Origin of the sequence: Priestia sp. YIM B13490, assembly GCF_042787735.1 — a bacterium.
Classification (GTDB): Bacteria; Bacillota; Bacilli; order Bacillales; family Bacillaceae_H; genus Priestia; species Priestia megaterium.
On sequence record NZ_JBHZOT010000001.1, the window covers coordinates 577,708 to 603,035 of the forward strand.

General features: G+C 36.2%; 34 protein-coding genes. 20 read left to right on the plus strand and 14 right to left on the minus strand.

Going from position 1 to position 25,328, the window contains the following annotated elements; all coding sequences use genetic code 11:
* Window positions 1-156 precede the first annotated feature (156 nt).
* Both ACFX4R_RS03170 and ACFX4R_RS03175 read left to right on the plus strand, forming a co-directional pair.
* On the plus strand, window positions 157-1,098 hold the full coding sequence (locus ACFX4R_RS03170) for a sugar phosphate isomerase/epimerase family protein (RefSeq protein WP_060745180.1): 942 nt from the start codon (window positions 157-159) through the stop codon (window positions 1,096-1,098).
* Window positions 1,099-1,160: 62 nt separating this feature from the next.
* Entirely contained in the window at window positions 1,161-1,877 is a 717-nt protein-coding gene (locus tag ACFX4R_RS03175; protein WP_377568762.1) for a nucleotidyltransferase domain-containing protein, read from the plus strand.
* Window positions 1,878-1,960: 83 nt separating this feature from the next.
* On the opposite strand, the gene ACFX4R_RS03180 is transcribed toward ACFX4R_RS03175, so the two are convergent.
* Complete coding sequence (locus ACFX4R_RS03180; protein ID WP_043981206.1) at window positions 1,961-2,704, minus strand: SDR family NAD(P)-dependent oxidoreductase; 744 nt, start codon at window positions 2,702-2,704, stop codon at window positions 1,961-1,963.
* 117 nt (window positions 2,705-2,821) lie between these two features.
* On the opposite strand from ACFX4R_RS03180, the gene ACFX4R_RS03185 reads away from it, so the two are divergent.
* Entirely contained in the window at window positions 2,822-3,664 is an 843-nt protein-coding gene (locus tag ACFX4R_RS03185; protein ID WP_162214666.1) for a LysR substrate-binding domain-containing protein, read from the plus strand.
* A 107-nt stretch (window positions 3,665-3,771) separates the two neighbouring features.
* Here the strand turns inward: ACFX4R_RS03185 and ACFX4R_RS03190 are convergent, their stop codons facing one another.
* Entirely contained in the window at window positions 3,772-4,101 is a 330-nt protein-coding gene (locus ACFX4R_RS03190) for a four-helix bundle copper-binding protein (RefSeq protein WP_028409479.1), read from the minus strand.
* A 153-nt stretch (window positions 4,102-4,254) separates the two neighbouring features.
* Here ACFX4R_RS03190 and ACFX4R_RS03195 point away from each other — a divergent pair, with 153 nt between their 5' ends.
* The 3 genes from ACFX4R_RS03195 to ACFX4R_RS03205 all read left to right on the plus strand — a co-directional run bounded on the left by ACFX4R_RS03195 (window position 4,255) and on the right by ACFX4R_RS03205 (window position 6,251).
* Window positions 4,255-4,968, plus strand: a complete 714-nt coding sequence (locus ACFX4R_RS03195; RefSeq protein ID WP_043981210.1) for a DUF4396 domain-containing protein — start codon at window positions 4,255-4,257, stop codon at window positions 4,966-4,968.
* A 121-nt stretch (window positions 4,969-5,089) separates the two neighbouring features.
* Window positions 5,090-5,473, plus strand: a complete 384-nt coding sequence (locus ACFX4R_RS03200) for a DUF302 domain-containing protein (RefSeq protein WP_043981212.1) — start codon at window positions 5,090-5,092, stop codon at window positions 5,471-5,473.
* Window positions 5,474-5,639: 166 nt separating this feature from the next.
* The gene (locus ACFX4R_RS03205) at window positions 5,640-6,251 is read left to right on the plus strand and encodes a DUF421 domain-containing protein (protein WP_280560027.1); all 612 of its coding nucleotides are present in this window, start codon (window positions 5,640-5,642) and stop codon (window positions 6,249-6,251) included.
* A gap of 69 nt (window positions 6,252-6,320) precedes the next feature.
* Here the strand turns inward: ACFX4R_RS03205 and ACFX4R_RS03210 are convergent, their stop codons facing one another.
* Window positions 6,321-6,863: a recombinase family protein gene (locus ACFX4R_RS03210; RefSeq protein ID WP_097822914.1), complete on the minus strand. Its 543-nt coding sequence runs from the start codon at window positions 6,861-6,863 to the stop codon at window positions 6,321-6,323.
* Between the two features lie 231 nt (window positions 6,864-7,094).
* On the opposite strand from ACFX4R_RS03210, the gene ACFX4R_RS03215 reads away from it, so the two are divergent.
* The 4 genes from ACFX4R_RS03215 to ACFX4R_RS03230 all read left to right on the plus strand — a co-directional run bounded on the left by ACFX4R_RS03215 (window position 7,095) and on the right by ACFX4R_RS03230 (window position 10,023).
* Window positions 7,095-7,295, plus strand: a complete 201-nt coding sequence (locus ACFX4R_RS03215) for an XRE family transcriptional regulator (protein WP_377568767.1) — start codon at window positions 7,095-7,097, stop codon at window positions 7,293-7,295.
* 222 nt (window positions 7,296-7,517) lie between these two features.
* Window positions 7,518-8,984, plus strand: a complete 1,467-nt coding sequence (locus ACFX4R_RS03220) for a SulP family inorganic anion transporter (protein WP_377568770.1) — start codon at window positions 7,518-7,520, stop codon at window positions 8,982-8,984.
* A gap of 14 nt (window positions 8,985-8,998) precedes the next feature.
* A complete protein-coding gene (locus ACFX4R_RS03225; protein WP_057244203.1) occupies window positions 8,999-9,406 on the plus strand; it encodes a universal stress protein in 408 nt (135 codons plus the stop codon).
* Window positions 9,407-9,603: 197 nt separating this feature from the next.
* Window positions 9,604-10,023, plus strand: a complete 420-nt coding sequence (locus tag ACFX4R_RS03230) for a GNAT family N-acetyltransferase (protein WP_043981225.1) — start codon at window positions 9,604-9,606, stop codon at window positions 10,021-10,023.
* Window positions 10,024-10,289: 266 nt separating this feature from the next.
* Here the strand turns inward: ACFX4R_RS03230 and ACFX4R_RS03235 are convergent, their stop codons facing one another.
* From ACFX4R_RS03235 to ACFX4R_RS03245, 3 genes are read right to left on the minus strand one after another with little or no spacing between them, the layout of a single operon-like run.
* Window positions 10,290-10,508: a helix-turn-helix domain-containing protein gene (locus ACFX4R_RS03235; RefSeq protein WP_013058154.1), complete on the minus strand. Its 219-nt coding sequence runs from the start codon at window positions 10,506-10,508 to the stop codon at window positions 10,290-10,292.
* 10 nt (window positions 10,509-10,518) lie between these two features.
* Window positions 10,519-10,998, minus strand: a complete 480-nt coding sequence (locus ACFX4R_RS03240; RefSeq protein ID WP_043981227.1) for a DUF2975 domain-containing protein — start codon at window positions 10,996-10,998, stop codon at window positions 10,519-10,521.
* A gap of 29 nt (window positions 10,999-11,027) precedes the next feature.
* Window positions 11,028-11,510 (minus strand): DUF2975 domain-containing protein, encoded by a 483-nt coding sequence (locus ACFX4R_RS03245; RefSeq protein WP_043981229.1) that lies wholly within the window; start codon window positions 11,508-11,510, stop codon window positions 11,028-11,030.
* A gap of 607 nt (window positions 11,511-12,117) precedes the next feature.
* Here ACFX4R_RS03245 and ACFX4R_RS03250 point away from each other — a divergent pair.
* Genes ACFX4R_RS03250 through ACFX4R_RS03260 form a run of 3 tightly spaced genes read left to right on the plus strand, consistent with a single transcriptional unit; the run spans window position 12,118 to window position 13,312 of the window.
* On the plus strand, window positions 12,118-12,384 hold the full coding sequence (locus ACFX4R_RS03250; RefSeq protein WP_377568773.1) for a hypothetical protein: 267 nt from the start codon (window positions 12,118-12,120) through the stop codon (window positions 12,382-12,384).
* Between the two features lie 54 nt (window positions 12,385-12,438).
* Complete coding sequence (locus ACFX4R_RS03255) at window positions 12,439-12,702, plus strand: YesK family protein (protein ID WP_043981233.1); 264 nt, start codon at window positions 12,439-12,441, stop codon at window positions 12,700-12,702.
* A 52-nt stretch (window positions 12,703-12,754) separates the two neighbouring features.
* The gene (locus ACFX4R_RS03260; protein ID WP_377568777.1) at window positions 12,755-13,312 is read left to right on the plus strand and encodes an ATP-binding cassette domain-containing protein; all 558 of its coding nucleotides are present in this window, start codon (window positions 12,755-12,757) and stop codon (window positions 13,310-13,312) included.
* 235 nt (window positions 13,313-13,547) lie between these two features.
* On the opposite strand, the gene ACFX4R_RS03265 is transcribed toward ACFX4R_RS03260, so the two are convergent.
* On the minus strand, window positions 13,548-14,414 hold the full coding sequence (locus ACFX4R_RS03265) for an alpha/beta fold hydrolase (RefSeq protein WP_377568780.1): 867 nt from the start codon (window positions 14,412-14,414) through the stop codon (window positions 13,548-13,550).
* A gap of 288 nt (window positions 14,415-14,702) precedes the next feature.
* Window positions 14,703-15,527: a hypothetical protein gene (locus ACFX4R_RS03270; protein WP_377568783.1), complete on the minus strand. Its 825-nt coding sequence runs from the start codon at window positions 15,525-15,527 to the stop codon at window positions 14,703-14,705.
* A gap of 181 nt (window positions 15,528-15,708) precedes the next feature.
* Between ACFX4R_RS03270 and ACFX4R_RS03275 the strand changes: the two genes are divergently transcribed.
* Both ACFX4R_RS03275 and ACFX4R_RS03280 read left to right on the plus strand, forming a co-directional pair.
* The gene (locus ACFX4R_RS03275) at window positions 15,709-16,431 is read left to right on the plus strand and encodes an FxLYD domain-containing protein (RefSeq protein WP_043981236.1); all 723 of its coding nucleotides are present in this window, start codon (window positions 15,709-15,711) and stop codon (window positions 16,429-16,431) included.
* Window positions 16,432-16,494: 63 nt separating this feature from the next.
* Window positions 16,495-16,821, plus strand: a complete 327-nt coding sequence (locus ACFX4R_RS03280; protein WP_377568787.1) for an antibiotic biosynthesis monooxygenase family protein — start codon at window positions 16,495-16,497, stop codon at window positions 16,819-16,821.
* Window positions 16,822-17,249: 428 nt separating this feature from the next.
* Here the strand turns inward: ACFX4R_RS03280 and ACFX4R_RS03285 are convergent, their stop codons facing one another.
* Complete coding sequence (locus ACFX4R_RS03285) at window positions 17,250-17,552, minus strand: hypothetical protein (RefSeq protein ID WP_043981238.1); 303 nt, start codon at window positions 17,550-17,552, stop codon at window positions 17,250-17,252.
* A 239-nt stretch (window positions 17,553-17,791) separates the two neighbouring features.
* On the opposite strand from ACFX4R_RS03285, the gene ACFX4R_RS03290 reads away from it, so the two are divergent.
* The 3 genes from ACFX4R_RS03290 (at window position 17,792) to ACFX4R_RS03300 (ending at window position 20,657) form a co-directional block, all read left to right on the plus strand.
* The gene (locus tag ACFX4R_RS03290) at window positions 17,792-18,862 is read left to right on the plus strand and encodes a beta-carotene 15,15'-monooxygenase (RefSeq protein WP_237074329.1); all 1,071 of its coding nucleotides are present in this window, start codon (window positions 17,792-17,794) and stop codon (window positions 18,860-18,862) included.
* Window positions 18,863-19,192: 330 nt separating this feature from the next.
* The gene (locus ACFX4R_RS03295) at window positions 19,193-20,260 is read left to right on the plus strand and encodes an erythromycin esterase family protein (RefSeq protein ID WP_377568790.1); all 1,068 of its coding nucleotides are present in this window, start codon (window positions 19,193-19,195) and stop codon (window positions 20,258-20,260) included.
* Between the two features lie 31 nt (window positions 20,261-20,291).
* Window positions 20,292-20,657, plus strand: a complete 366-nt coding sequence (locus ACFX4R_RS03300; protein ID WP_043981244.1) for a cupin domain-containing protein — start codon at window positions 20,292-20,294, stop codon at window positions 20,655-20,657.
* A 26-nt stretch (window positions 20,658-20,683) separates the two neighbouring features.
* Here the strand turns inward: ACFX4R_RS03300 and ACFX4R_RS03305 are convergent, their stop codons facing one another.
* Window positions 20,684-21,457, minus strand: coding sequence for a Cof-type HAD-IIB family hydrolase (locus tag ACFX4R_RS03305; RefSeq protein WP_323618110.1), 774 nt, complete (start codon window positions 21,455-21,457; stop codon window positions 20,684-20,686).
* Window positions 21,458-21,471: 14 nt separating this feature from the next.
* Window positions 21,472-21,642 carry a hypothetical protein gene (locus ACFX4R_RS03310; RefSeq protein ID WP_165574875.1) on the minus strand — a complete coding sequence of 57 codons (171 nt, stop codon included), beginning with the start codon at window positions 21,640-21,642 and terminating at the stop codon, window positions 21,472-21,474.
* Window positions 21,643-21,756: 114 nt separating this feature from the next.
* Between ACFX4R_RS03310 and ACFX4R_RS03315 the strand changes: the two genes are divergently transcribed.
* A complete protein-coding gene (locus ACFX4R_RS03315) occupies window positions 21,757-22,254 on the plus strand; it encodes a hypothetical protein (protein ID WP_043981633.1) in 498 nt (165 codons plus the stop codon).
* Window positions 22,255-22,316: 62 nt separating this feature from the next.
* Here the strand turns inward: ACFX4R_RS03315 and ACFX4R_RS03320 are convergent, their stop codons facing one another.
* Entirely contained in the window at window positions 22,317-22,517 is a 201-nt protein-coding gene (locus ACFX4R_RS03320; protein WP_043981248.1) for a hypothetical protein, read from the minus strand.
* Window positions 22,518-22,698: 181 nt separating this feature from the next.
* On the opposite strand from ACFX4R_RS03320, the gene ACFX4R_RS03325 reads away from it, so the two are divergent.
* Window positions 22,699-23,106 carry a DUF1878 family protein gene (locus tag ACFX4R_RS03325; protein ID WP_043981250.1) on the plus strand — a complete coding sequence of 136 codons (408 nt, stop codon included), beginning with the start codon at window positions 22,699-22,701 and terminating at the stop codon, window positions 23,104-23,106.
* Between the two features lie 566 nt (window positions 23,107-23,672).
* Here ACFX4R_RS03325 and ACFX4R_RS03330 read toward each other — a convergent pair.
* The gene (locus ACFX4R_RS03330) at window positions 23,673-23,975 is read right to left on the minus strand and encodes a TM2 domain-containing protein (protein ID WP_176526488.1); all 303 of its coding nucleotides are present in this window, start codon (window positions 23,973-23,975) and stop codon (window positions 23,673-23,675) included.
* A gap of 1,051 nt (window positions 23,976-25,026) precedes the next feature.
* The gene (locus tag ACFX4R_RS03335; RefSeq protein WP_377568793.1) at window positions 25,027-25,308 is read right to left on the minus strand and encodes a DUF4190 domain-containing protein; all 282 of its coding nucleotides are present in this window, start codon (window positions 25,306-25,308) and stop codon (window positions 25,027-25,029) included.
* Window positions 25,309-25,328: the final 20 nt, after the last annotated feature.

Here is a 25,328-nt window from a genome sequence, read left to right on the forward strand (position 1 = left end):
GATAAAAAGTAGTCTTCTTAAAGCAAAGACGATTAAGATTCGGAATTATATAATAATAGCTATACTTTATTAAAATTAAATAAAAACGTTTACAATCAGTGTTTTTAGCTTATTGAGATTAAAAGCTGCGGACGAAATTTTTAGGAGGAGAAGACAATGAAATTATCTTATGTAACAGACAGTTTAGGACATTTGCCTTTTGAAGAAATGTTAGATGTAATCACAGAGATGGGAATCAATACAATCGAAATGACCACAGGGGGTTGGTCTCCGGCACCTCATTTAAAACTAAATGAATTAGTAGAAAGTGATGATAAGAGAAGTGAATTTTTACATGCATTAGAAAAGCGTAACATCAAGCTTTGTGCGTTAAACTGTTCTGGAAATCCTTTAGATCCAGGTGAACTGGGAAGAGAACATCGGGAAGTAACGGATAAAACGTTTGAACTGGCAAAGTTATTAGGTGTAAAGAAAGTGATCATGATGAGCGGATTACCAGCCGGAAGTCCTGAAGACAAGATTCCAAACTGGATTACGTATACAGTAAGCTGGCCTCCAGTGTTAAAAGAGATTTTAGATTACCAGTGGAATGAAGTAGCCATCCCCTACTGGAAAGAGCTCGTTAAGAAAGCTGAAGCCTGCGATATTGAAAAAATCGCTCTTGAAAACTTCAGCTCTCAACTAGTCTATAACCCTGAAACGTTATTTAAACTTCGTAATGCGGTAGGACCTATCGTAGGATTAAATTTAGATCCAAGCCACTTAATCTGGATGGGCGCAGATCCTATTTTGTCAGCTAGAGAATTAGGAGCAGCCATTCACCATGTTCATGGAAAAGACGTGCGCCTTGAGAGACATCTATCAGGAGTGAACGGAGTGATGGAAACAAAAGAAGTGACGGATGTAGCAAATAGAGCCTGGAATTACGTGGCCGTAGGCTGTGGTCAAGATTTACAGTGGTGGAAAGAGTTTTTCTCTGTTGTTAAGATGATGGGCTACGATGAAGAAGTTTCTTTAGAAATGGAAGATTTAACAATGTCAGTTGAAGCAGGGGTTCGAACTTCTATTGAGGCATTAAAACAAACGCTTAGCTTTTAATTTAAAGGAATTTCCACGTTCTAACCAGAAAAACCATATATATTGTTTTCTGGAGGAATACGATGAAAGAGCTAAAAAGGTTAGAACCGCTGCAAGCAGCTACACAATTCATTTTTAAACATTACCCTAACTGTCAAGGCGCATTACTCGCCGGGAGCGTGGTGAGAGGAGAAGCTACCCACAAGTCTGACCTTGATCTTGTTATTTTTGATGATAATTTTACTTCTTCTTTTAGAGAGTCCCTCATTGAATTTGGATGGGCAATTGAAGTTTTTGCTCATAATCTGACTTCATACCAAGCCTTTTTTAAAAGCGATTGTAAGAGGGCCAGACCTTCACTCCTAAGAATGATTTCCGAGGGAATTATTTTAGCGGATAAAGGAGTGATGCAGGCTATAAAAAAAGAAGCTGCACAATTACTAGAAAAAGGCCCAGAAAAATGGCCGGAAGAGACGATTAAACTAAAAAGGTATTTTATAAGTGATGCCTTAGATGATTTAATCGGTTCTTCAAATAAAGGTGAATCACTTTTTATCGCCAATACGCTCGCTTACATAACGCATGAATTTGTTTTAAGAACAAACGGTCATTGGATCGGGGATTCTAAATGGATTGTCCGGTCTTTGAATCTCTATAATGAAGGCTTTAGTAAAGAGTTTGTAGAGGCATTTGATACCTTTTATAAAACAGGGAATAAAGATAAAGTAATTCAACTAGTGGATAAATTGTTAGCACCACATGGAGGCCGGCTGTTTGAAGGGTTTTCACTGGGGAAATAGAGGTTGAATCAGTAGCCTTGTTAGAACCCCGCTACTATTGCTTGCTAGTAGTGGGGTTATTTTTTAGGAATATTCACGTATGCTTAAAGAGTTTGCCCGTTATCAATCGTAAATACTTGGCCCGTCACGGACTCTTGCTTTAACTGAAACAGAATAGCATCTGCGATATCTTCAGGAGAAGAAATGCGCTGAAGAGGTAGATTTCCTGCAAGCTGATACATTTTATCTTCGTTGCCAGACCACCATCTTGTGTCGACTGCACCAGGAGAGATGCAGTTTACTCGAATATGTGGTGCCAGTGCAATCGCTAACGACTTAGTCATCGTATGAATCGCTGCTTTTGTTGCTGCATAGGGAATAGAGGAGCCGATTCCAGTTGTACCCGCAACGCTTCCTACATTAACAATCGCCCCTGACTTTTGCTTTTTCATATGTGGAACGGCTGCTTTTACACAGTGAAACATGCCTTTTACGTTTACATCATATAAAGAGTTCCATATGTCATCCGTGACAGACTCTAAGTCATTCATAGGGATTTGAGCTGTAATACTAGCGTTATTCACTAATCCATCTAACCGTCCGAATTGTGTAATGGTTTGATGAATCATTGCATTTACTTCTTGCTCGTTGGCTACATTCGCTTTAAAAGCAAACGCTATGCCTCCTTTTTCAGCAATCTCCTCTACACCTTTTTTCGCTTCTGTTTCTGAGTTGCTGTAGTTTATAACAAGTTTCGCGCCCATGTCAGCTAACTTTAAAGCCGTTGCTTTGCCTATACCAGTGCCGCCGCCCGTAATAATAAATACTTTATTTTTAAAATTGTTCACTTCTATAAACCTTCCTTTCTCTTAACATCTTTTATTATATCTTCGATGGAAAAAAGGATATAATAGGTAATACTAAGAGAGGTATCATTTAAAATGATAGCAACGGAGGAATTAAAATTGGAAAGCCAAGACTTACGAATGTTCAAATGTGTCGCAGAAGCAAAGTCACTATCAAAAGCTGCGGAGGTATTAGGATATGTGCAGCCGCATATCAGCCAGCGGATTAAAAATCTAGAGGAAGAATTAGACACCAAATTATTGATACGTACGAATCGAGGAGTTACGTTAACAAACGAAGGGGAAGCTTTGTTTGACTACGCACAGCGTATTTTACGTTTAATGGAGGAAGCTAAAGCAGAAGTTAATCCGAATAAGTTTAAAAGATCCTTGATTATTGGTGCCTCGCAGACGATTTCCGCTATTAAAATTCCTTCTTTATTCTCATCTTTTCTGAAAGAACAACAAAATATTGAAGTTAAAATAAAAACAGATAGAAAACAAGTCTTACAAGAAATGCTCTCGTACGGAGAAATTGACGGACTTTTTCTTAGCGGTATCTATAATGATGCTCAGTTTGAAACGGTTTATCACTATGCAGAAAAAATGGTGCTTATTTCACCTCTATCCGCAGAGAGAGCAGAAACAGGTCAACTAACGTTACTCATTAATAGTGATGTAAACTGCATCTATAGAAACAGACTATTAGAGTTTTCAAAAGAACATCATATACATAAAGCCAATATTATGGAATTTGATTCATTAGAAGCTATTTTACAAGGCGTTCGTGATGGAATAGGCATGAGTGTAGTCCCGGCTAGCGTAGTAAATTCTCGTGGTGATATGAAAAGCATTGAATATCAAGAGCTTTCAGAAGACGTTCATATTGATTTTGTAGTAAAGAAAGGGAAGCAGCGCTCTCAAAGTCTTAAAAAGTTTATTCATTTTTTAGGGAGTCTATAGATTCTGTCCTGAGGTGGCGTGATGTCTTCTCTTTTCCAATACATTAAAAAGAACCCTTAATGCCTGAAATGCGCTTCAAGGGTTCTAGCTTTCTTATGTTCCAAAGATTATGCAGCTAATTTTCTACACTCATCCGCGCATTTCAAGCAAGCTTCCGCACATTTTTGACAGTGGTCATGATCGTGTTTCTTACACTCATTTCCACATTTTTCGCAAATTTCGGCGCAAACCCCAGCCAGTTCAGCAACGAAAGGAGTTCCTCTTTCTAGAGCTTGTTCTAAATATCCGCAAATATCTGCACATTCTCGATCAAAACGGATACAGTCCACCATCATACCCACATTTTCTTCTTTTAGACAAGCATCAAAACAATGGTTGCAGGCACTCATACAGTCATGCAGCGTTTGAATAACAGTTTGATAATTTTCGTTAGACATTGTAAAATTCCTCCTTATTTTTTCTTCTCTCTATTACATTAGACTATCGTTTGGTTTATTAAACATAATAAAAATGAGCAGGTGGTCTTTTATGTTTAAATATAGGGGTGGAGGGTATGTAGTTGATAGATAAATCTTAAAGGAGTGTAGTACATGAGCTGGCTAGAAATACTTTCTTATATAGCTATTGCAATTGGAATTATTCAATTTTTAGTTATTACAATCGACGTGATCAGGCATCCGCAGATGATGTTTGTGATGAATATTGTGTGGCCTATTACGGGTCTCTATTTTCCTGTCGCCGGGATATGGTTTTACTTTAAATTAGGGCGTAAAGATCGAAAAAAACAGAATCACGCTCATCATTCCTCTGAACATATGCACGGTAACCATGAAGATCATCATGAGCACCATCATAGTGAAAAGCCTTTTTGGCAAAGTGTTTTTGTATCGACTACGCACTGCAGCAGCGGGTGCTCGATTGGAGATTTAATTGGTGCACCGATTGTATTTTTAACAGGATGGACGATTGCTGGAAGCGTACTTTTTGCGGATTACGTAGCAGAATTTATTCTTGCTTATATAGCGGGAATTGCTTTTCAATACTACGGCATGAGTATGAAAGATACTAGCTCAAAAGAGGAGTTGAAAAATGCGGTAAAAGCGGATACGTGGTCTCTTATTGCCTTTGAAATCGGGATGTTCGGCTGGATGGCTCTATCACATTATGTCTTTTTTGCACAGGCACCTAAACCAGACAGCGCGGTCTTTTGGTTTATGATGCAAATCGCCATGATCATTGGCTTTTGTACAAGCTATCCAGCTAACTGGGTACTTGTTAAAAAAGGTGTAAAACATGCGATGTAGATTTTACTTGGGGCTGCTGCCGTTGATATCAGGTTTAAAGCTACTGGATGGGGCAGAATAGTATCAACTCCCAGTTTCCTGTGAAAAAGGAAATCATTTTAATTTAACAGGAGGAGATTTGATGTTTGATTACACGGTGAAAACACCGAAAAGCTTAGAAGAAGCGATTAGTTCTCTAGAAGAAAACTTAAAAAGCGAAGGGTTCGGTGTGTTGTGGAATTTCGATTTAACTGCAAAGCTACAGGAAAAAGGGCAGGACTTTCATACACCGTTTACAGTATTAGAAGTGTGCAATCCGAAAGAAGCTCAGCGAGTTCTATCGCAAAATCTCTTAGTAGGATACTTTCTGCCTTGTAAAATGGTTGTATATCAAGATGGAAGTGAAACGAAGATTGGCATGCCTAGGCCTACGGCGATGATTAATATGCTTCATAATGAAGAGCTTCAACGACTGGCAGAAGATATTGAAGCAAGGTTAATCCGCTGTATTGATCAATCGGTGTAAATGTCACTCAGAGAAAAAATATCAAAACAAAAAGATACCTCAACGGTATCTTTTTGTTTTTTAAACTTATTAAGATATGAGAAGTGGAAACGAAATTTTTAATACATGAATAATTTGCTTTCAGTTGCCTACTCTAAAAGCAAACTGTAGTAAAAAGGATGATATTATGAATTTTATCTGGCAATCTGCAATCTTAATTTTATCGGGAATATTATTACTAAGAATAGCGGGGAGAAAATCGATTGCTCAAATGACGCTCGCTCAAACGGTCGTTATGCTTTCTCTAGGTACCATCATCGTGCAACCCATTGTTGAAAAAAGTATGTTAAAAGCGATTGGCGGGGCAGCTATCTTTGTTCTTGCTATTTTAGTTTTAGAGTATTTACAATTAAAATTTAATGGGTTTGAAAAATTTCTGACAGGTAAGTCTAAAATCGTTATAAATAATGGTCAATTAGATACTAAGCAGCTTAAAAAATTACGTTTAACCGCCGATCAATTAGAAATGAGATTACGAAATGCAGGCATATCAACTATAAAAGATGTTAAAACCGCAACAATTGAACCAAATGGACAGCTAGGGTACGAACTTCAAGAAGATGCAAAACCATTGACTGTAGGTGATTTTAAACAGTTAATGGAATTATATATGCCATCCTTTTCTCAAACCAGCGTCCCTGCCCAAACTTTACATAACAAAGTGTCGTCTAACCCTTCTTCAGATATATTTGAAGAAATTGATCACGGTTCTAAACCAAACCCTAAATACCTTCAGTGATACAGTCACTAAAAAAGACGGCCTTTTATCCGATAAAAGACCGTCTTTTTTGCATGTGTTTTTACTGCTTCAGTTATCTAAGTAACGGTATAAAGTCGTCTTGCTTATACCTGTAGCTTCTGTAATTTGAGCAATTGTATAGTTTTTACTCCAGTACATGTCAAGCGCTCGATGGACGTTATAGTCAGGCTTTTTTGGACGGCCGCCGCTTTTTCCTTTTGATTTTGCTTCTTGAAGACCGGCTTTTGTGCGCTCGCTGATGACGTCATGCTGAAATTCTCCAATACGTTTAATGGTACTGAAAAAGGTTTTTCCTTGTGGCGTGGACGTATCAACGTCATCCAAAATGGATACAAAGTGAACGCCATTGTCAAAAAGATATTCAATTAATTCAATGAGGTGCCGAGTAGAGTCTGCAATACAGTAAAATTTATACACAACGACTGTATCGCCCGGCTGAAGCGAGGCTACCATCTCATCAAATTCTACTCTTTTCTTTATGGAGTTTGTTTTTTCTTGATAAATTTTATCGCAATTAAAAGGCTGCAATGCCTGTAACTGTTTGTCCACATTTTCATCTTCGCTGTATGGACGGGTATAACCAATAATCACTACACCATCTCCTGCACGGATTGTTTATTTATATTTACCTATTGTACCAAATTCCTTCCACCCATAACATTTCTTTTCAGTATAGAAAGGAGCGTAGTTCCGAAAAAGATCGTTTTTGGTACAAAAAATGATAGACATTTTGAATTAGGTCTGCTAGAGTTTTAGTTGTTAACAACGTCTCGGCTTCTATGAGAGTTGGAAGCCACTTATAAAAGAAAAGCGAGGTGTAATATGGATAAAGAGACCATTAAACTGATTCGAATAAGCTACAATTTAAATCAGCAAAATTTTGCTAAAATGGTAAACTGCAGCTTTTCACTCATTGCGTTAGTGGAAGTTGGGAAGAGAAGAATTACAGAGGACTTAGAGAATAAAGTGAAAGAAGCGTTTGGATTAAATGAGGAAAAAATAGAGGCGCTGATTTCTTCTTAATCATGTTCTAGTTAAAAACGTAGTGGAACTGTATATGAATGCAACTTTTCAGTAAAGCGGAACATAATAGAAATAAACAAACCGCCTTTACGCATTTTTATATATCCTAAGTACCATAAACGTTCTATTTTGGTTCTTTATTTTATCATTTCCGCTATTCGAAAGCTAGAAAAGTTGTTATAAATGCTTTTTAGTATAGAAAGAAAGGTGTTTTTGGTTATCATGTTCAATAAATTAAAAATGGAGTGGTTTGGCAACGTAAAAGGAGATATCCTTTCAGGTATTGTCGTAGCGCTTGCCCTCATTCCAGAAGCCATTGCTTTTTCCATTATTGCAGGAGTAGATCCGATGGTAGGTTTACACGCATCTTTTTGTATCGCAGTTGTGATGGCCTTTGTAGGAGGGCGTCCTGCCATGATTTCAGCAGCTACCGGTGCGATGGCTCTGCTGATGGTGACGCTAGTAAAAGAACATGGAATGGAGTATTTATGGGCAACGACTATTTTAACGGGTGTGATTCAACTCCTGTTTGGCATTTTTAAAATTGCTCGCTTTATGAAATTTATTCCTCGCTCCGTGATGGTTGGGTTTGTGAACGCATTAGCTATTTTAATTTTTATGGCACAAGTTCCGCACTTTGTAGGAATTTCAACAATGACGTATGTGTTTGTTGCGCTAACACTTGTCATTATTTACGTATTACCCCGATTTACAAAAGCGGTGCCTTCTCCATTAGTAGCGATTGTCGTTATGACAATTGCAGCTATTTTCGGAGGATTCAATTTGCGTACAGTAGGAGACTTGGGAGAGATTACAAAATCGCTGCCGATCTTTTCTATTCCTAACGTTCCTTGGAATATGGAAACATTGTCCATCATCTTTCCAACAGCGCTAGGGCTGTCTATTGTTGGATTAACAGAATCGCTGCTAACAGCATCGATTGTGGATGATATGACAGATACGTCTAGTAATAAAAATCAAGAAAGCAGAGGGCAAGGAATTGCGAATATCGTCGTTGGTTTCTTTGGCGGTATGGCCGGCTGTGCGATGATTGGTCAAACCGTTATTAATGTAAAATCAGGAGGACGCGGTCGTTTATCAACGTTTGTAGCGGGTCTATTTCTAATGTTTCTCATTTTGGTGCGCGGCGACTGGGTTGTCAAAATTCCAATGGCTGCACTAGCCGGGGTCATGATTATGGTATCAATCGGAACATTTGACTGGTCTTCACTTCGTACACTAACCAAAGTCCCTTTAACAGATACAGTCGTGATGCTTGTGACCGTGATTACCGTTGTAGCAACCCATGATTTATCAAAAGGAGTTATTGCGGGTGTTATTTTAAGCGCAGTTTTCTTTGCGGCTAAAATTTCAAAGCTAGACGTGTCAGCAAAAGAATCGGAGCACCGAACGGTTTACAAAGTAAAAGGTCAGCTGTTCTTTGCCTCTGTAGAAGACTTTGTAAACTCATTTGCGTTTACAGAAAAACAAGATCAAATTTTAATTGATTTTTCAGAAGCGCATATTTGGGATGACTCAGCCGTAGCGGCTATCGACAAAATCGTACTGAAGCTAAAAGAACAAACGTCTGCTGAGGTGAAGCTGACAGGTTTAAATGATGTAAGTGAAGAGTTGCTTCAAAGGTTAGCGACTTACAATAAGCCGAGCGCAAGAGCATCAGCTCATTGATAGGGGGACAATGAATGTATCAAAAAATCTTGTTAGCTGTAGATGGGTCGGAACATTCAAAAAGAGCCGCGGAGCATGCGATACAAGTTGCTTCTTTCATACCGCAATCACAAGTAGAAATTATTTCGGTTATTGACTTATCAAAAGCGAAAACCGAGATTTTACATGGAGAGCTGAAACAAAAAAGACAGCAAGCGCTCGAAGAAATAAAGAGCTGCTTTGAAAAGAAGCAGATAGCGTATCAGCTTAAAATAGAACGCGGCGATCCTGGGCCAACCATTGTAGACTACGCCAATAAAAACAACTTTAATCTTGTTGTAATAGGAAGCCGCGGCTTAAATTCTCTTCAAGAAATGGTGCTAGGCAGCGTCAGTCATAAAGTAGCTAAACGAGTACACTGTCCGGTTATGATTATTAAGTAAATGAACGTAGGTATTGTAGGTACAAATCGTAGACGATTTGTACCTTTTTTGCGTTTGAATATAGCAGTTGACGTTTATAAATCATTACTAACATGTATGATACTTTTTATCGTATACACATACTCGTAATAATCTGCCAAGGACTTTTGTTTTTGAAAAAAGAAATAGTTTATATAAAAATAAAAGGAGGAGGTTCCATGAAGATTTCCCTTTCAAATTCTATAGAAAATGTTGAGTGGTCGAGAATGAAAGAAATTTATCACTCGGTAGGATGGACGAACCATAATGAAGAAAAAATTAAAAAAGTATTTCAATCAAGCAACGTAGTAGCTATCGCTTATGATGAAGATAATATAGCAGGGTTTGGGAGAGCTCTTTCAGACGGTGTGTTTAATGCTGCCATTTATGATGTTGTGGTTGACGAGCAGTATCAAAACAAAGGCATTGGACAGAAAGTTATAAAAAACTTACTTGCTCAGCTTGACGATATTTCCTGCGTTCATCTTGTTTCTACAGCAGGTAATGAAGAGTTTTATAGAAAAGCAGGATTTCGGAAAATGAAAACCGGGATGGCTCGTTATTTAAATCGAACCCTAGCAGAAGAATATCTGGAATGAGTTATGTGTTAGATTTTAAACCAAGGGACATTTTAGATTATGTACCAAATGAATAAGAGGACGTAGAAAAATCTAATGTGTTCCCTTTTGAAGTGCAAATATTTCAAATTGCATCACACTTTTTGTTACCAATATTAATATAATTCTCAATCGAGTGCTCTAATTAAATAAATCAATAAAAGCAGAGAAGGGACAGCAATTAAGCTGCCCCTTCATTTTAATTTCACTACCTCATCATCATGGTTGAAGAAATTTGATGTCTTTTATTATTGATTGTCTTCGTCACTTTTGTACTCCAAAATATCACCTGGCTGACAATCCAAAGTCTTACATATCGCTTCTAATGTTGAAAAACGAACCGCTTTTGCTTTCCCATTTTTCAGGATGGAGAGATTCGCCATAGTAATTCCAACCCTCTCTGAAAGCTCCGTTACGCTCATTTTTCGTTTTGCTAACATCACATCAATATTAATAATAATTGCCATATCCTCCACCTCAGACCGTTAAATCATTTTCTGATTTTATGTTAATCGCTTCTTGCAAAAGCCTTTGGAGAACAGCAGCAAAAACTGCGATAACCAACGAAGCAAAAGGAATGACCATTCCAACAAATATGAGACCTGGGGCATCATCTTTATCTGCCACGAGATAATAGACGGGCAAACCTAAGACATGCAAACTACAGATGGAAATGGCGCAGTATTTGATGCTCATTAAAATTCGAACAGACAATTCGGAGAAAGCAATGTTCTTGTCAATATAACTCAACAGTTTAACAGCTTGATAAAGGGCCAAGTAAAAAGGTAATGTTCCTCCATATAAAAGGATGAAAATGATATATTTTATGGAATGAATACCTAAGAACTCCGCTACCGCATCTGCCAGTTCAGGAACTAGAAATATGCACAAAGTAAGAACCAAAATTCCAATGAGAATAACTGCTATCTTTAAAAATAATGTGGTTGCTATCTTCATAAAAAACACCTCTTCTATATTTCGAAATATTAATTGTTTTTTTTGTGTGAATCCAGGAGATTCTTTATAGGTTTTTGAAACACGTCCACAATGGCTGCGATGATACTTGTTGCCAAGATACTCATTAGACCTAGAGATATTGGACCTGCTGCATCATCACCTGTGAATTGAGCATGCACCCTTAAATAAACTATTGCTAACAAAATAAACAAAATGACAGTAAAAGTGCATTTTTTTATTACCTTTAAAGATTGAAGAGATAACTCAGAGAAAGCGTTATTCTTCTCGATATAGGTTAAAAGTTTAACAGCTTGATAACACGCCAAAGAAAATGTAATACATATTCCATATGTACATACCAACAGTGGATATAACGAATAATCACCAGGACGCTCTACAGCATCTCTTCTGGCTGCGTCAGGCAACAACAATATGCATGCGGCAAGCACTGCAATTCCAATCAGAAAAATTATTACCTTTAAGAAAGTGGTAGAATCTCGTTTAACATTCATAAAAAACACCTCACTTATTTAATAATAATATGAATTTAACACACGATTTATCGTTTTACAATAAAATATTATCGTTTTTTATTATATTATTGTTGTTATTGAAATATCCTTTTAATTTTAAACAAAATAAAAAGCATTTCTCATTACAAAGAAATGTTCTTACTTTAGAAGGCTGAATTTACAAATTTTTCAACAAAGCTTCCAAAATCAACAACGAAAGATATCAGAACCTACTTAAAATAAATAATATCCTTAAAACTCACTAAATAATTCATGGTTAAATTCAAATAATTATTCCATAGTGGAGAAGTTTTATGCGAATTCCTGCTTGAATTTGAGGGGGAATAGCAAATATAGAAGTAATACCAAGCAAATAAAAAACGTAAATTCATGTGTGACTTCATGCTAAAAATGCATTATGAAATTAAATTTTGCACCTCAAAAAAGAACCTGTTAATAAAAATCTATGTCCTTTTTTTTTTTTGATATTGAGACTATAGAATCTGTATATTTCTATTTAATAATGTATGGTATTATTTTCTTTAGTTAGGAGGTATTTGAAATTAGTATTCCAAAGGAAAATAAGCCAATTTTACTGACAGTTATTTTGCTGGCGGCTGCGTTTATTGTATTTTTTGCAAATCAGCTGCTTCCCCAAAATTCAATTTTCCCAAGTGAAACCGGTGATTTGACCATTCTGCTGTGGCTGTTTTTTGCGATAGACGTTGGCTTTATTGTGGCATTAGTTTTGGGAGTTCGAACAAAGAGGCCAAGCGTTGTGTGGTTTAGCATTATCGCAAACAGTATCTTTTTTGTTTTGCTTTCTGCTTTGATTTTTTTATTAGCAATTGCAAATGGTATTTCCGAGCCGTAAGCTTATTATTTTTATTATAGGTGAATGATAAGGATTTAGAGAGGTTGATAGATTATGATGATAGGCGGTCCTTTGCTGATTGCACTGCTGCCAGTTGTGCTTTTACTCCTTGTAACTTGGCTGTTCAGAAAGATGAAATGGAACAAAGTCGTTAGAACGCTTCCTTCAATGCTAACCGTTATTGCTGCTGTCGTTCTTATTTATATTGGCTATGTAGAGGTAAGAGGTTTTGAAGGTGCGGGCTATTTGTTTTTATCCGTGTTTTTGCTTTTATTCGCGCTTGTATCCTATATCGTAGCTAAAAAGCCTGTACAATAATTTTTATAAACTTTATAAATCCCCTCTACACGTAGTATAGGAGGGATTTAATATGAAAAATATTATTTTAGATGTAAAAAGCGTTTCGAAAAAAGTAAGATGTCGTCACCTAGTGAAAGAAGTACTTGATATTGTGGGATTAACCGGCAGAGAAAACGATAAAGTTCGAACGTATTCTCTTGGAATGAAGCAAAGGCTCGGAATTGCCCAAGCGCTCTTAGGCGACCCGGACTTGTTGATACTAGATGAGCCGGCCAACGGCTTAGATCCAATGGGCGTACGTGAACTGGGCGAGCTGCTTTTTACCTTAAAACGGGACTATAACAAAACGATTTTGATTTCTAGTCATTTGCTGGATGAATTACAGCGAGTATGTGATCAAATTGTTGTGATGAGAGAAGGAGAGTTAATATGGGACGGCGCTCTAGACCAGTTAGCATCCGGTGAAAATCTGGAAGATGCATCGAGAACAAGCGGTCACGGAAACTTGGGTCTAGGTCTTTATATTGCTCATTCCATTGTGAAAAACCACGGGGGAAGCATCACAGCCGATAATAAAGAGACGGGAGGAGCGTTGTTTAAGATTGTTCTTCCGATGGGAAAAGAGTAAAACCATAAAAAGAACCCTCAAAAAAGACAGTTCCAAAAAGGGTAAGTAAGAAAGAAATGTACATGTTCCTTTGGGGGGGACTGCATCTGTACAGTAAAATTTATATCACGTATACCTCCATTAAAACGTTGAAAAATAATCCAATAATAGAAATGAATAGTTGGTAATATGCTTTATAATCTATAAAAAAGACTGCAAAGCGGTTGTATACCGTACTTTGCAGTCTTTTTCGGTTCTATTTGCGTAAGAAGTCTCTTATAAATTCATTCACCTTTTGGGGCTGCTCATGCTGAGGGGCATGTCCTACACCGTCTAAGCGGTGGATCGTTACATTTGGAACGTACTCTTCAATGCCATCTAAATTACTGTTTTCAAACGCTTCGTCCGCATTTCCCCATACAATTAAAGTCGGAGACTGAAATACTTTATGCGGCAGGGCTACAGGTTTATGAACGCGCTCTTCAAATGGATAAAGAGAAGACGCACGGTAGTAGTTAAGCATGGATTTCATTGCATTCGGCTGGTTCCACGCCTCTACATATTTAGCTTCTTCTTCTTTTGTTAAATAGCCTTTTTTAATTCCTGGCTCTGTCAGCATGTTTCTTAGCTTTTCGCTATTATTTGCGAGTAGCTCATCTTGAGAATTTGGCTGTTGGAAAAAGCTCATATAGCTGCTTGCTTCCCGTTGAGCAGGATTTTCAGCAAGCTCTCTTATAAATGTGTAAGGGTGCGGTGCATCGAACATTACTAACTTTTTGACATACTGCGGATATGTATAAGCAAATGCCCATGCAACAGCGCCGCCCCAATCGTGTGCCACTAACACACATTCTTTTTCACCAAACGCTTCAATCAACTGTTTTACATCTTCCATGAGAAGGGGCATGCTGTAAGAAGAAATATCTTCCGGCTTATCTGATAAGTTATAGCCTCGCATATCTACAGCTACCACGCGGTAATCTTTCGAAAACTCTTCCAACTGATGGTGCCACGTATACCAAAAGTAAGGGAATCCGTGTAAAAACAGCATAAGCTCGCCTTCACCTTTTGTCACGTAATGAAGATTTACATTATTCACTTTTACATAACCGTCTTTAAACATGTTACTCATCCTTTCGCTTTTAACCTTTATTATAGAAAAACTTTACTCTTTATTAGTTGATGCATCAAATAATAAGGTTTCTTTACGCGATAAATGAGCTATAAAGCTCTTTTAAAACCCTTATTTTGGTTATTGTTTGTGAAATATAACACCGATATCCCCAGGTTATATGTGATGCTTCGCTTGACTTAGAAAAAACGAATATGTACAAAACGTAAGGAGTAAAAACTTGAGCTTGTAATGAATACAGCAAAAAAAGCTCTCTAAAAGTACTTTTAGAGAGCTTTTCTAAAAATCACCGGCCTTGGCGATTCCTAAATTAGATTCAAAGTCGGTAATGTACACACAGGCATTGGTATACTTTTCAGATGCTTTATAGCTGAATTCTCTACTTACACTATAATCTTCACCTATAGGTTTATAAGCTTGAATAGATTTAATTTGGTTGTCTAAAGACAAATCAAAATTATGAGTGGCTTTTTTTAATTGTTCGAGCTGCAGCTTGGTGAAACTATCGCGATGCTTTTGGATTTCGTCTTGCATGAGCTCTATTTTATATTTAGATACGGTGTTAATATGATCAATCGCAGGCCCCACATATTTTTTTATTTGTGCTTCAGAAGAATGGAAGTGTTTATCATTAAATGAATCTGACACGTTATTGCTTTTTTCTGAAATTTTTGTTGCATCTATAACGTCATGCACATTGTTCATGAGCGTAACTTCATAGATAGTCTTGCTTGAATTAAATCTTTTATAGGATTTTACGTATTCTTTTTCTGTTAACGCATCTACATCTCTTTTTAATTGCGCTATGCTTTCTGTTAATTCCCTATCACTTTGTGTTTCTACTTTTGACGTACTATTAATAGACGCAGACAGCAGGTTAAAATCATTTTTGTAGCTTTGAAACGTTTTATCGTCTGATTTTCCATCTTTATTGATTAACCGTTCACACTCGTTTTGCAGAAATTTCAGCTCTATGCCCAGCTCTTTTTTTGCTTCGCTTCCATCTATGCTTTCATTGTTTGAACGTGCGTGACTGCACCCCATTAACCCCAGCGCTAAAGCGATTGTAATGGTTCCCGTTGTTATCTTGCTTATGTTCCTCATGTTGAAACTCCATTTCTATTTGTTTATTACTTACATATAAAAACTATATCATATAAATGGAATATTTATCTAATTATAGTTTTAGCAAATTCTAATTAGGTGTGAAATCCCCTTTAGATAAATCCAAAAAAGTATTATAATGGAATTTGTGAAAAAAATAGTATTAAATGGAGGAATCATCATGAAAGTAAGACTGCTGCTAGGAATACTCCTAGCATTCTTGTTCATTCTGGCTGGATGCAACAAGGAGACGGACACTTCCCAGCATAAGAAAGAGAAAACAAAGGATGAAAAAATAAAAATAGTAGAAGAAAAAAGTTATACACTTGTAGATTCCATCACTCATGATAACGTACTGAGCTATTCTGCGGTTATAAAAAATGAAAGTGACAAAACGCTTAATGTGAATGATACCACTATAAAATATGTAAACAAAACTGGAAAAGTCCTTGATCCGCATATTATTCCAAGTGACCCCGACGTTCATCTTGCTCCCTATGTACTAAAGCCGGGCGAGGAAGGGTACATTTCAGCAGAAGGAATTATTAATAAAGAACCAGATACATATAATGTAAAGGTCAAGATTAATCCGATAAAGCCTGCAAGTAATGTACAGAGCTTGAAAATTAAAGGCGACGCAATGAGTCAGGAAAAAGAGAATCACATCCTACATATCAAAGGAACAGCTACAAACAATACCAAAGAACCTACTGAATACATTCTGGTTGGTGGAGCCTTATATGGAAAACAAAATGAGTTTATAGGAACTATATTTCAATCCGAAGAAGCGCAGCTGACTCCTGGAAAATCCATTCCTTTTGACGCTACTTCATCACAAATCCCTGATAAAGAACTAGCAAAAGTGAAAAAATATAAAGTAGTAGCTTCTACGTATCAAGAGTAAAAGAGTCTTCACATCAGACTCTTTTTGTTATTAATTTGACTTTATTTAAAGGAGGAAATCAATATGTCTAGAATTGCTAAAACCCCCGAACCGCCTTATTATGCCGTTATTTTTGCTTCTGAAAGAACAGAAGGTGAGAAGGGTTATGGAATCATGGCAGACAAAATGGTAGAGCTTGCATCTAAACAAAAAGGCTTTCTAGGAATAGAAAGTGCCAGGGACAAAGACTTAGGCATTACCATTTCATATTGGGATTCCTTAAAATCAATCAAAATGTGGAAAGAAAACTCAGCCCACCGCGCAGCCCAGCACAAAGGAAAAAAAGAATGGTATCAAAAGTTTTCGCTTAGAGTTTGTAAAGTGAAAAGACATAGCTTTTTTGAGATGTAGGGCGTATATGCTTAATTGTTTTAAAAAGGGGAGAAGCCGTTATGTTTTATGGCGTTATAGGATTTATAGCCGTCTTTATCACGTTGTGTTCATTAGAAGCAAAGCTAAAAACAATCGTTAAGCAAAATGATAGAATCATTGATTTACTTGAGAAACAGAATAGAAAGTAAGAAAACACTAATGAACTCAACGTTTATGATATCATCTCCTGACTTTAGCTACGGGAGATGTTTTATTTTAAGAGTGCATAAAAAAAACCTCAGTAGGAGGTCTAATTATTACTTTTAAAAGCACTTATAACAAGCTCATTTACTGTCGGATGTCATCTAGAGGCTGTATTAAAAGCTAATTATAAAGTGAGGTTATATTTATCGTTTCACCAGAAAATATGAGCTCAATTTCTTTATTTCTTACTTGTGATCGTTCATTTAATCACCGTATTTTTTTCTGTACGCGAGAAACGTTATTAAATATATAACTGAAATCATCGTCAGAAATATTAGCGGCGAAATGCCAATGCCATCATAAGAACTTTTCCCTTGAAAAGTCCGATAAATGGACTCTATAACTTCTAAAATCAGCATACCTATAACTACCACAAATGCGTATGATTGAGCCTTCTTGCTGATAAACTTCTTCCTTTCATCACCTTTTGGAGAAGATGATGAAACAAAAATCAAAATTCCGCAAACTAACAGGATGAATGAATACACAATTTTAACCCAATCCATTCTTACTCCTCCTTGTTAAAAATGTAAAAAGTATTTTACATTATCATTGTATCATCAGTTCCGAAAATGTCAAACTCTTTTTACATTGTTAATTATTTGTATATAAGAACCGCTATAGAAGAGTGGATATCTTTAAATGGATTTTATAACACAAAGTCATGTTATGAAGTGACTTAAATCAACTCCATTGGTAAAATGGAAGTAACAGGAATTTTTGTGTTTCGCCAACTAAAAGTGAGGTGGGTTGTTTGGTTCTTCATAAAAAAACAGTTTCTTTTGTCGCTCTTTTCTTACTGCTGTTAGTAATAAGCTCAAATTACGTGCTGTATCATTCTTCTTTTGGACTTCAGTCTTTGTCTGCTAATCTAACCGGAGTGGTAGTAGGTTCTATTTTAGATTTAAGCCTTGTCGCTCCGCTCTTGTTTTTAGCCTGGCAGCGTAGGTTTAGCGTGAAATATTTTATTGTATTAATGGCCACAGGCCTTATTGCGGCGCGTTTTATCATTCCGAGTGAATACTTGGCTTCTTTTCAGTCGGTTATGTGGCTCGGTGTTGGAATAGAAGGAGTACTCATTTTATTTGAACTTTCACTGCTGTTTATGCTAGTTAAAAACGTACCGCCTATTTTGAGAAGGATCAAATCAAGCTCTTTGCCGCTTTTATTTTCTTTTTCGCGGGCTGTAAACGAAAAGTTCCCCAAACAAACTTTTATACACATCCTTTGTTCAGAAATGCTGATGTTTTACTATGCGTTTGGAACGTGGAAGAAGCAGCCGAGTACTGAAGGGAATACGTTTACTCTGTATAAACGCTCAAGTTTTATTACGTTTCAAATTATGATTATTCATGCGATTGTCATTGAAACATTAGGGCTTCACTGGCTGCTGCACAATACGTCTATCATTCTTTCAGTCGTTTTACTGATCCTTAATATTTATAGCATTGTTTTCTTTTTAGGAGACATTCAAGCATTAAGGCTTAACCCTTTACGAGTCGATGATGATCATCTATACATTTCATTTGGTTTAGCTAAGCGTATGGAGCTACCATTTAGAGACATTGCTGAGATAGTAGAAGACGCTAACATTCTTGAGCAAAAAATCCCTAACACCACGATTGAATTTATCGCACGCGATTTTGAAACCGTTCATCCTGATCTTTTACTAACATTAAAGTCTCCAATTGAAGCAACGCTTTTTATGGGAATCAAAAAGAAATACCAGCAGGTCGCTATTCGCGTAGATGATCCTCATGCGTTTAAAAAAATAGTTAAAGAGCATTTGGAGAAAGCTCAGAAGGGCTTAATCTAGGATTCTAGAAAGCCAGGACCTTATAGATATATAAGGTCTTTTTGTTGCTGATCAGCTATTGGACATAAATAGTGAAGTGTTAGCTGTATTTTAGTAAAATGGAAGTAATAGGTAACGTGGTGAAGGAGGATAGAATATGGGGATTTTTTCAAAAGGAAAAGAGAGGTATTTAAACTCTGTGGAGTGGCTATCTAAAAACTCAATCCATTTAAGCGAACCGGCTGACCGGCTGAATGTACGCCTCAAGAGTTTGAATTTCTCCGTCATATAGTAAAAGATAAGAGAATTGTGTGGTTAGGAGAAAACGGTCACAACATAAGAGAACATAATATGATGAAGTCAAAAATAATAGAATTTCTACATAAAGAAATGAATTTTACCGTACTGACATTTGAAAGCGGCTTAGCCGAATGCTTCAGCGCTAATGAGTTAAAGAAGGAGTTTACAGATGAAGACTTTTTAAAAAACGCGATTTATTCTTTATGGGCAACAAAAGAAAATCTGTCTTTGTTTCAGCTAATGAAAAAATCAGATTTAAGTTTAATAGGAATAGATATTAATCCCTCTTCTAATCCTGACCTTTTCCTAAAATTCGTTCAGCAGCTGAGTTCCGTAGTGTCTGAAGACATGATAGAAAAGATAGAATACATTGAAGCAGGCGTGTATAAATGGTATTACCAGCTAGGGCAATATAAAGCGAGAAGAAAAAAAGTTCCAGCAGAAATGCTACGTGAGTTTGCAGAGTTTAAAGAAAAAGCAAGCGTAGTAATAGGAGATTTAGAAGCTTATCTACTTGAAGAATACGTTTTGCATCTTGAAAATCAAGAGCTTGTATGTAAAGTTAAAATAATTATTCGATGCCTGCAAAACCGTTTGTATTTTATCAATTATATTCACCATAATCACCGGACGTATAAAAAACTAAGAGAAAAACGAATGAAGGAAAATTTAGAATGGATTTGTCAAGAACTGTACCCTAATGAAAAGATTATTATCTGGGCACATAACCTTCATATTTTCAAACAATATAAAACGTTTACAGGCTTTGAACCACTAGGAGCAATCGTTTCTAATGAAATAAAAGAACAGTCTTATTACTTAGGGTTATTTATGTATGAAGGTGAAATACATACGGACACGGGACAGCCATATAAAATAGAGAAGCCGCCTAAAAAAAGTCTAGAGGACTATATGCATCAAGTGCAGTCACCAGCTTTATTTACAGATTTTTCACAGCTTGAAAAAACTTCAGGAACCAAGTGGATATTCACTAAAACTATCTTTTTAGAAAGTGGTACCATGCCAACTTTATTTGTACCGCGTGACCAGCTAGACGGTGCTTTACTTGTTGAGTCTGTTTCTCCGCCCGAGTATCTTAAACGCAATAAAAATAAATAAGAAAACGTAATAAACAAAGAGGGTATGTATATTGAAAATCTACAAATTCAGTAAAGAACATGGCAAAAAAGTAGAAAAATATCAGTCGCATTTAGCCACTTACGTAAAAATGAGTCAAACAAATGAAGCAGCTATCATTGGTTTTATGTATATAGACGGAGAAGGAACGGTAGGGTATCATCAAGCTCCTATCTCTCAGCTATTTATCGTAGTCGAAGGTGAAGGGTGGGTAACAGGAGAGAATCAAAAACGAATACCCATTAAACGTGGAGAAGCAGCACTGTGGGAAAAAGGAGAGTGGCATACGTCGGGAAGTGAAACCGGTATGACGGCCATTGTCATTCAATCGGAGGAGCTACATCCTGAAACATTTATGGAAAGAAAAAAGCACGCTTAGATAAGTTGTCTAGGCGTGCCACTTTTCTATAGGACTTTGAATTTTTTAAGGGCAAACTCAATCCCGTCTTCACCCGATTTCTTCGTGACAAAATCAGCGGCGTTTTTTAACTTATCAGATCCGTTGCCCATCGCAATTCCAAGGCCGGCTAATTCTATCATATCGATGTCATTTTCTCCGTCTCCGAATGCGATAGCCTCGGATTGATCGATGTTAAAATAGTCTAAGACCTTCAGGATAGCTACCGATTTTGTAATTTCTTCTTGAAGAACACTTACGGTAAAAGGGTGCCATCTTTTAAATAGTAACTGAGGAAATCGCTGCGTATACTGCTCAACGGTTTTATCATCACCATACAGACACATTAAATAAATATCTTCGTCATAAATACGCTCATTAATTTGAGGATATTCACTGAGCGATAATGTTTCCTTCAGGGCTTTTAAGATGTTATCATCTTTGACACCGTTCATGCTGAGCTCTTTTGTGTAAAATGAAAGTCCGTGCTTTTCTGATGCCGCGTATTCAAAGACTTCGCGCGCGACGTGCTTATCCATGGACAGCTTATGAATGACTTCTTCATTATGTACAGTAAACGCTCCGTTTGCTGTAATGAGGGTATCTATACCTAATTCTTTAACTTCTTCACACAGAGATAAAGGCCTTCCGGTAGCGGCTACGATTTTTAATCCTTTGTGCTTTAAACTTTTTATAATCTCTCGAGTTTTGGTGGAAATAATCCCGTTTTCGTGATGAGTAAGAGTTCCGTCCACGTCAAAGAATAAAATTTTATAGTTCATAGTAATCTCCTTGCTTAAACAGCTCTATCTTTTTTTACATTTACAAGTAATAGCGCACAGATTAAAATAGCACCCACGTATAAAAACGTAGAAACAACCGGTTTATGTAAAAAAGCAGTATGATTGTATGAAGAGTCATACAAATAAAGAACGGCTAAAAATAGAAAAGGCAGTAGTTTCTTCATGTTGTCACCTCCTGGTTTTATTATACATATTTTTCTTGTATTTGTATGTAATCTTAATAAGAGTGATAGAATAATAGTATTTTACATAGGCAAAGAGAAAGCGAAGTGACCAATATGACGATACATCATTATATAGGTTCTCCTTATGAATTGCCTACAGGAAGCTTTGGCACAAAAGAAACGCCGGTGCCTTTATCCGAAGTTTCTCCTTTTAATCAAAATCAAAAGAAAGATAAGCTAATTACAATCTACGAGAAAGAAGAAGATGCGTACGGTATTAGTATCAATCACTTAACCGACGGGTACAGTGACATAGAGCACGCATTCACCTTGCCATATATCTACGAAGTATCTTGTGATGCACATTCTAAATCAATAAGAGAGTTGTTTACTTATATTGAAGAACACCTGATAGAGGGCTGTCACATTGAATTATATTCTTGCTTGGACGGTGATGAAGCGGAAGAAAAAGATTCAAGTCTAGATACGTGTATTAACTTAAAAACGCTTTATTTTGGAAAGCATTATAAATTAGATAAAAAGAAGTACATCTATGAATTAGGAGAAATGTTTACATTTGAAGATAAACAATTTGTAGTGGTGGTTAAGTGAGTTGGTTAGCCTGTAACTTTTGGGTAAGAATTACAGGCTAACCAGTTTAAGCAGACTGATATTTATAAAAAAGGCTTGATATATGGAAGGCTTAAACCGACGTAAATAACAAATGACATAAGCAAGTAGCAGCCGATAACACTTCTTCTAACTGGTTTAGAAGCTTTTTTTAGCCAGCCCCAATGCTTATCATCATGGTCAAAGATGAAGTAATCCAAAATGACGGATAACGTGATAATAGCAGCAATCATTAATAGGCCCATATGTATCCTCGCTTTCAGTTTATGAAGTAATTTCCTATTTATAACAATATACCTTGTTATCCAATTAATTACAAATAGATAAAAGTACTATGAATGGTTTATTGTAACTACTATATTATGGTAAAATTCACAGAGTGTAGCATTATAGTATGATGATTTTTTTAAGAAAGATGTGAAGAAGTTGGACGTAGTAAAAGAAGTAAAGCTATTAAAATATCAAATGAGTTTAATGAAACATATGATTAACGCTGAGGAACATCCTTTTTTTATGTTTGCGATTGATCATGAGTTTGAAGAAAATCAAGTTCAGGCATTTTTAAAAATACTAGGTGTGTTTAGCTGCCGAATAAAAGGTGAAGATATTTCCGTCTGGTATCAAGATGATCAGCTGTTTTCTCCATTTAACCTTGCGTTAGATAAACTATATGTGTCAGAACAACCAACTGTAGAAGAATTAAAATCGGTTGTTGCTAAGATCTTTTATCAGGAATTTGAATTAGAGTATTTATTGTGCAGTTTAAAGAAGCAGTTTATTCAAACTGCAGTTTGCGATTTTTTCTTGCAGTGTTTAAAGCCAGGTTCGAAATAAATGATTTAAGAATGTGGTTAAACGTGAAAGTTTCAAAAGTAGGGGAGGTTAGTTGAAGTGGCACGAGTTATCAATTTTTGGTCATTTATCTTGACACTACTGTGTGTTGCGTTCTTTTTCATCGCATTTTATCATTCATTATTATTGAATATAAATTTATGTTTAGCAATTATTCTATTTTTCATCGGCATCGCAGGTTTCTTCGGCATAAACAATTGGATATCGGCTCTGAGAAGTATTCTAACAGTGGTAATTAGCGGTGTATTAATCCTCGTTACGGGGTTTATTCTCTTTACCGGCTACCTTTTCTCGTAGCACGTATATAAGAAGTACAACGATGAAATTATGAATCGATATGGACAAAAACTCTTGCAGTTTACTTACTCGTACGCAAATGGAGTAGCCGTTGCAGAGGATTTTTAATGATAAATTTTCTTAATAGCATATAAAAAGAACAAACAGCAGCTGCCGTTTGTTCTTTTTGATGTTTATTCTAGTATTATATTTACATGAACTCAATTTAAATACATTGATCTATTAAAAAAAGAGAGCTAGTGCGCCTCTAATTAGTTATTTAGTGTTTTCACTAATTGAATAGCTTCAAATTCAATCTCTTCGTTTTTCTTTTCAATTGCTCCGCCAATCATAAACACATCAATGAAAGCCCAGATTCCGAATCCACCAAGCGTTAAAGTCATTGCAATTGCCATTCCAATGTTTCCTGAATAGTAACGGTGTCCGCCCAGGCCACCTAGAAAGAACCATAAAGCATAAGCAATTCCTTTTGATTTACTTTTTTTATTCATTTCTGATTGAACCATTGCTAGTTGCTCGGCTGTTAAGTCTTTCTTTGCTAATAAGTTATTCAAATTTTACTTCCCCCGAATATTTTTATATGTTTTTTCAACGAGTAATAATATACCACATATAGGTAACTAAAGACTCACTCAATTTCCATATGGTGTATTATGCTCTTCTAATGTAACAATTTGTTCCTATACAAACGCTTTCTTACTATTAAATAGTTTCCGTGTACTTCGTTGTATAAAGGAACAAAAGTTAATGGGGGAAACAGCTGAAAGTTAAGTTATATTCTAAATAGTAAACTAAGTCAATTATCCAAGTCTTTTCTGATAGATGCTATAGACAAATGAATGAACTGCTTTTAGTAACACCCTTAAAAGTTGGTTGGAGAAGTAGTCTACAAGTACATATAAAGTTACTAATACATGTACGGACTTAAACGTTTCTCTTTTTATAAATACTTCTCTATTGAGCAGGCTACAGGAATAAATATTCAGACTAGTAAGCCCGCTCAAAATTACCTTTCGTCCTTCGGTGTAGCTGCTCTGTTTCTCGTATATCTTTTCAATAATCTTATACGTAACTCCAGTTAAAACGGACAGGGTTAGCACCTTTCCTATAAGGTTAAGACCATAGTTATATTTTAACGTATAGAAGAGGGCTAAATCGTTAGCCCTCTTTTAAGTAAGCTTGTTAAGTGACCAGCTGTTTTATAACTCAGTTATTTACATTCAAAAGAATAGTCATTGGTAATTGGATTATGTATTTCTACCATGGCTTCTCCGCCGTTATCATAACATCTTGAGGTCAAAGTTTTTATCTCTGTACTATTAAAATAGCTAGAACAGTTAATCAACACAGAGGTTACTAGTAATAATGTAAGTAAAACAATTACTATTTCTTTTATTTTGGATTCAACGATGGGTTTAATTTTTTATTCTCCTTTGCAATTTACATTAAAAGCTATAGGTGTAGTAACAATAAATCATAATAAATGTTTAGCTTTCAAGAGCTTGATCTTCGGATAGTGGAAAATCAAGCTTTTATTCTTTTATATAGAAATTCCAATAATCCTGTCTAAATCACGATTTTCTTACATTTTTTAATTTACCTGTTTTATTCATAGCCCACCGTCGTTCCCGCAAACATAAACGTAATAATCCCCAATACAAAGAACAGCTGAGAAATTACGCCTACTATACTGCAAATCAGCCCGGCAATCGCGAGTCCTTTACCGCCTTGATTGGAAGCAGCTATTTGATTTGATGCTTTTTTGTAGAGGATAATGCCGATAATACCTGTAATAAACCCGATGATTGGAATAAGAATGGATAGGATACCTAGAGTTAAAGAAACAATAGAGTTGGTGTTTACTTGAGGTTTTGTATTAGTTTCCAATAGATTCACTCCCTATAAAT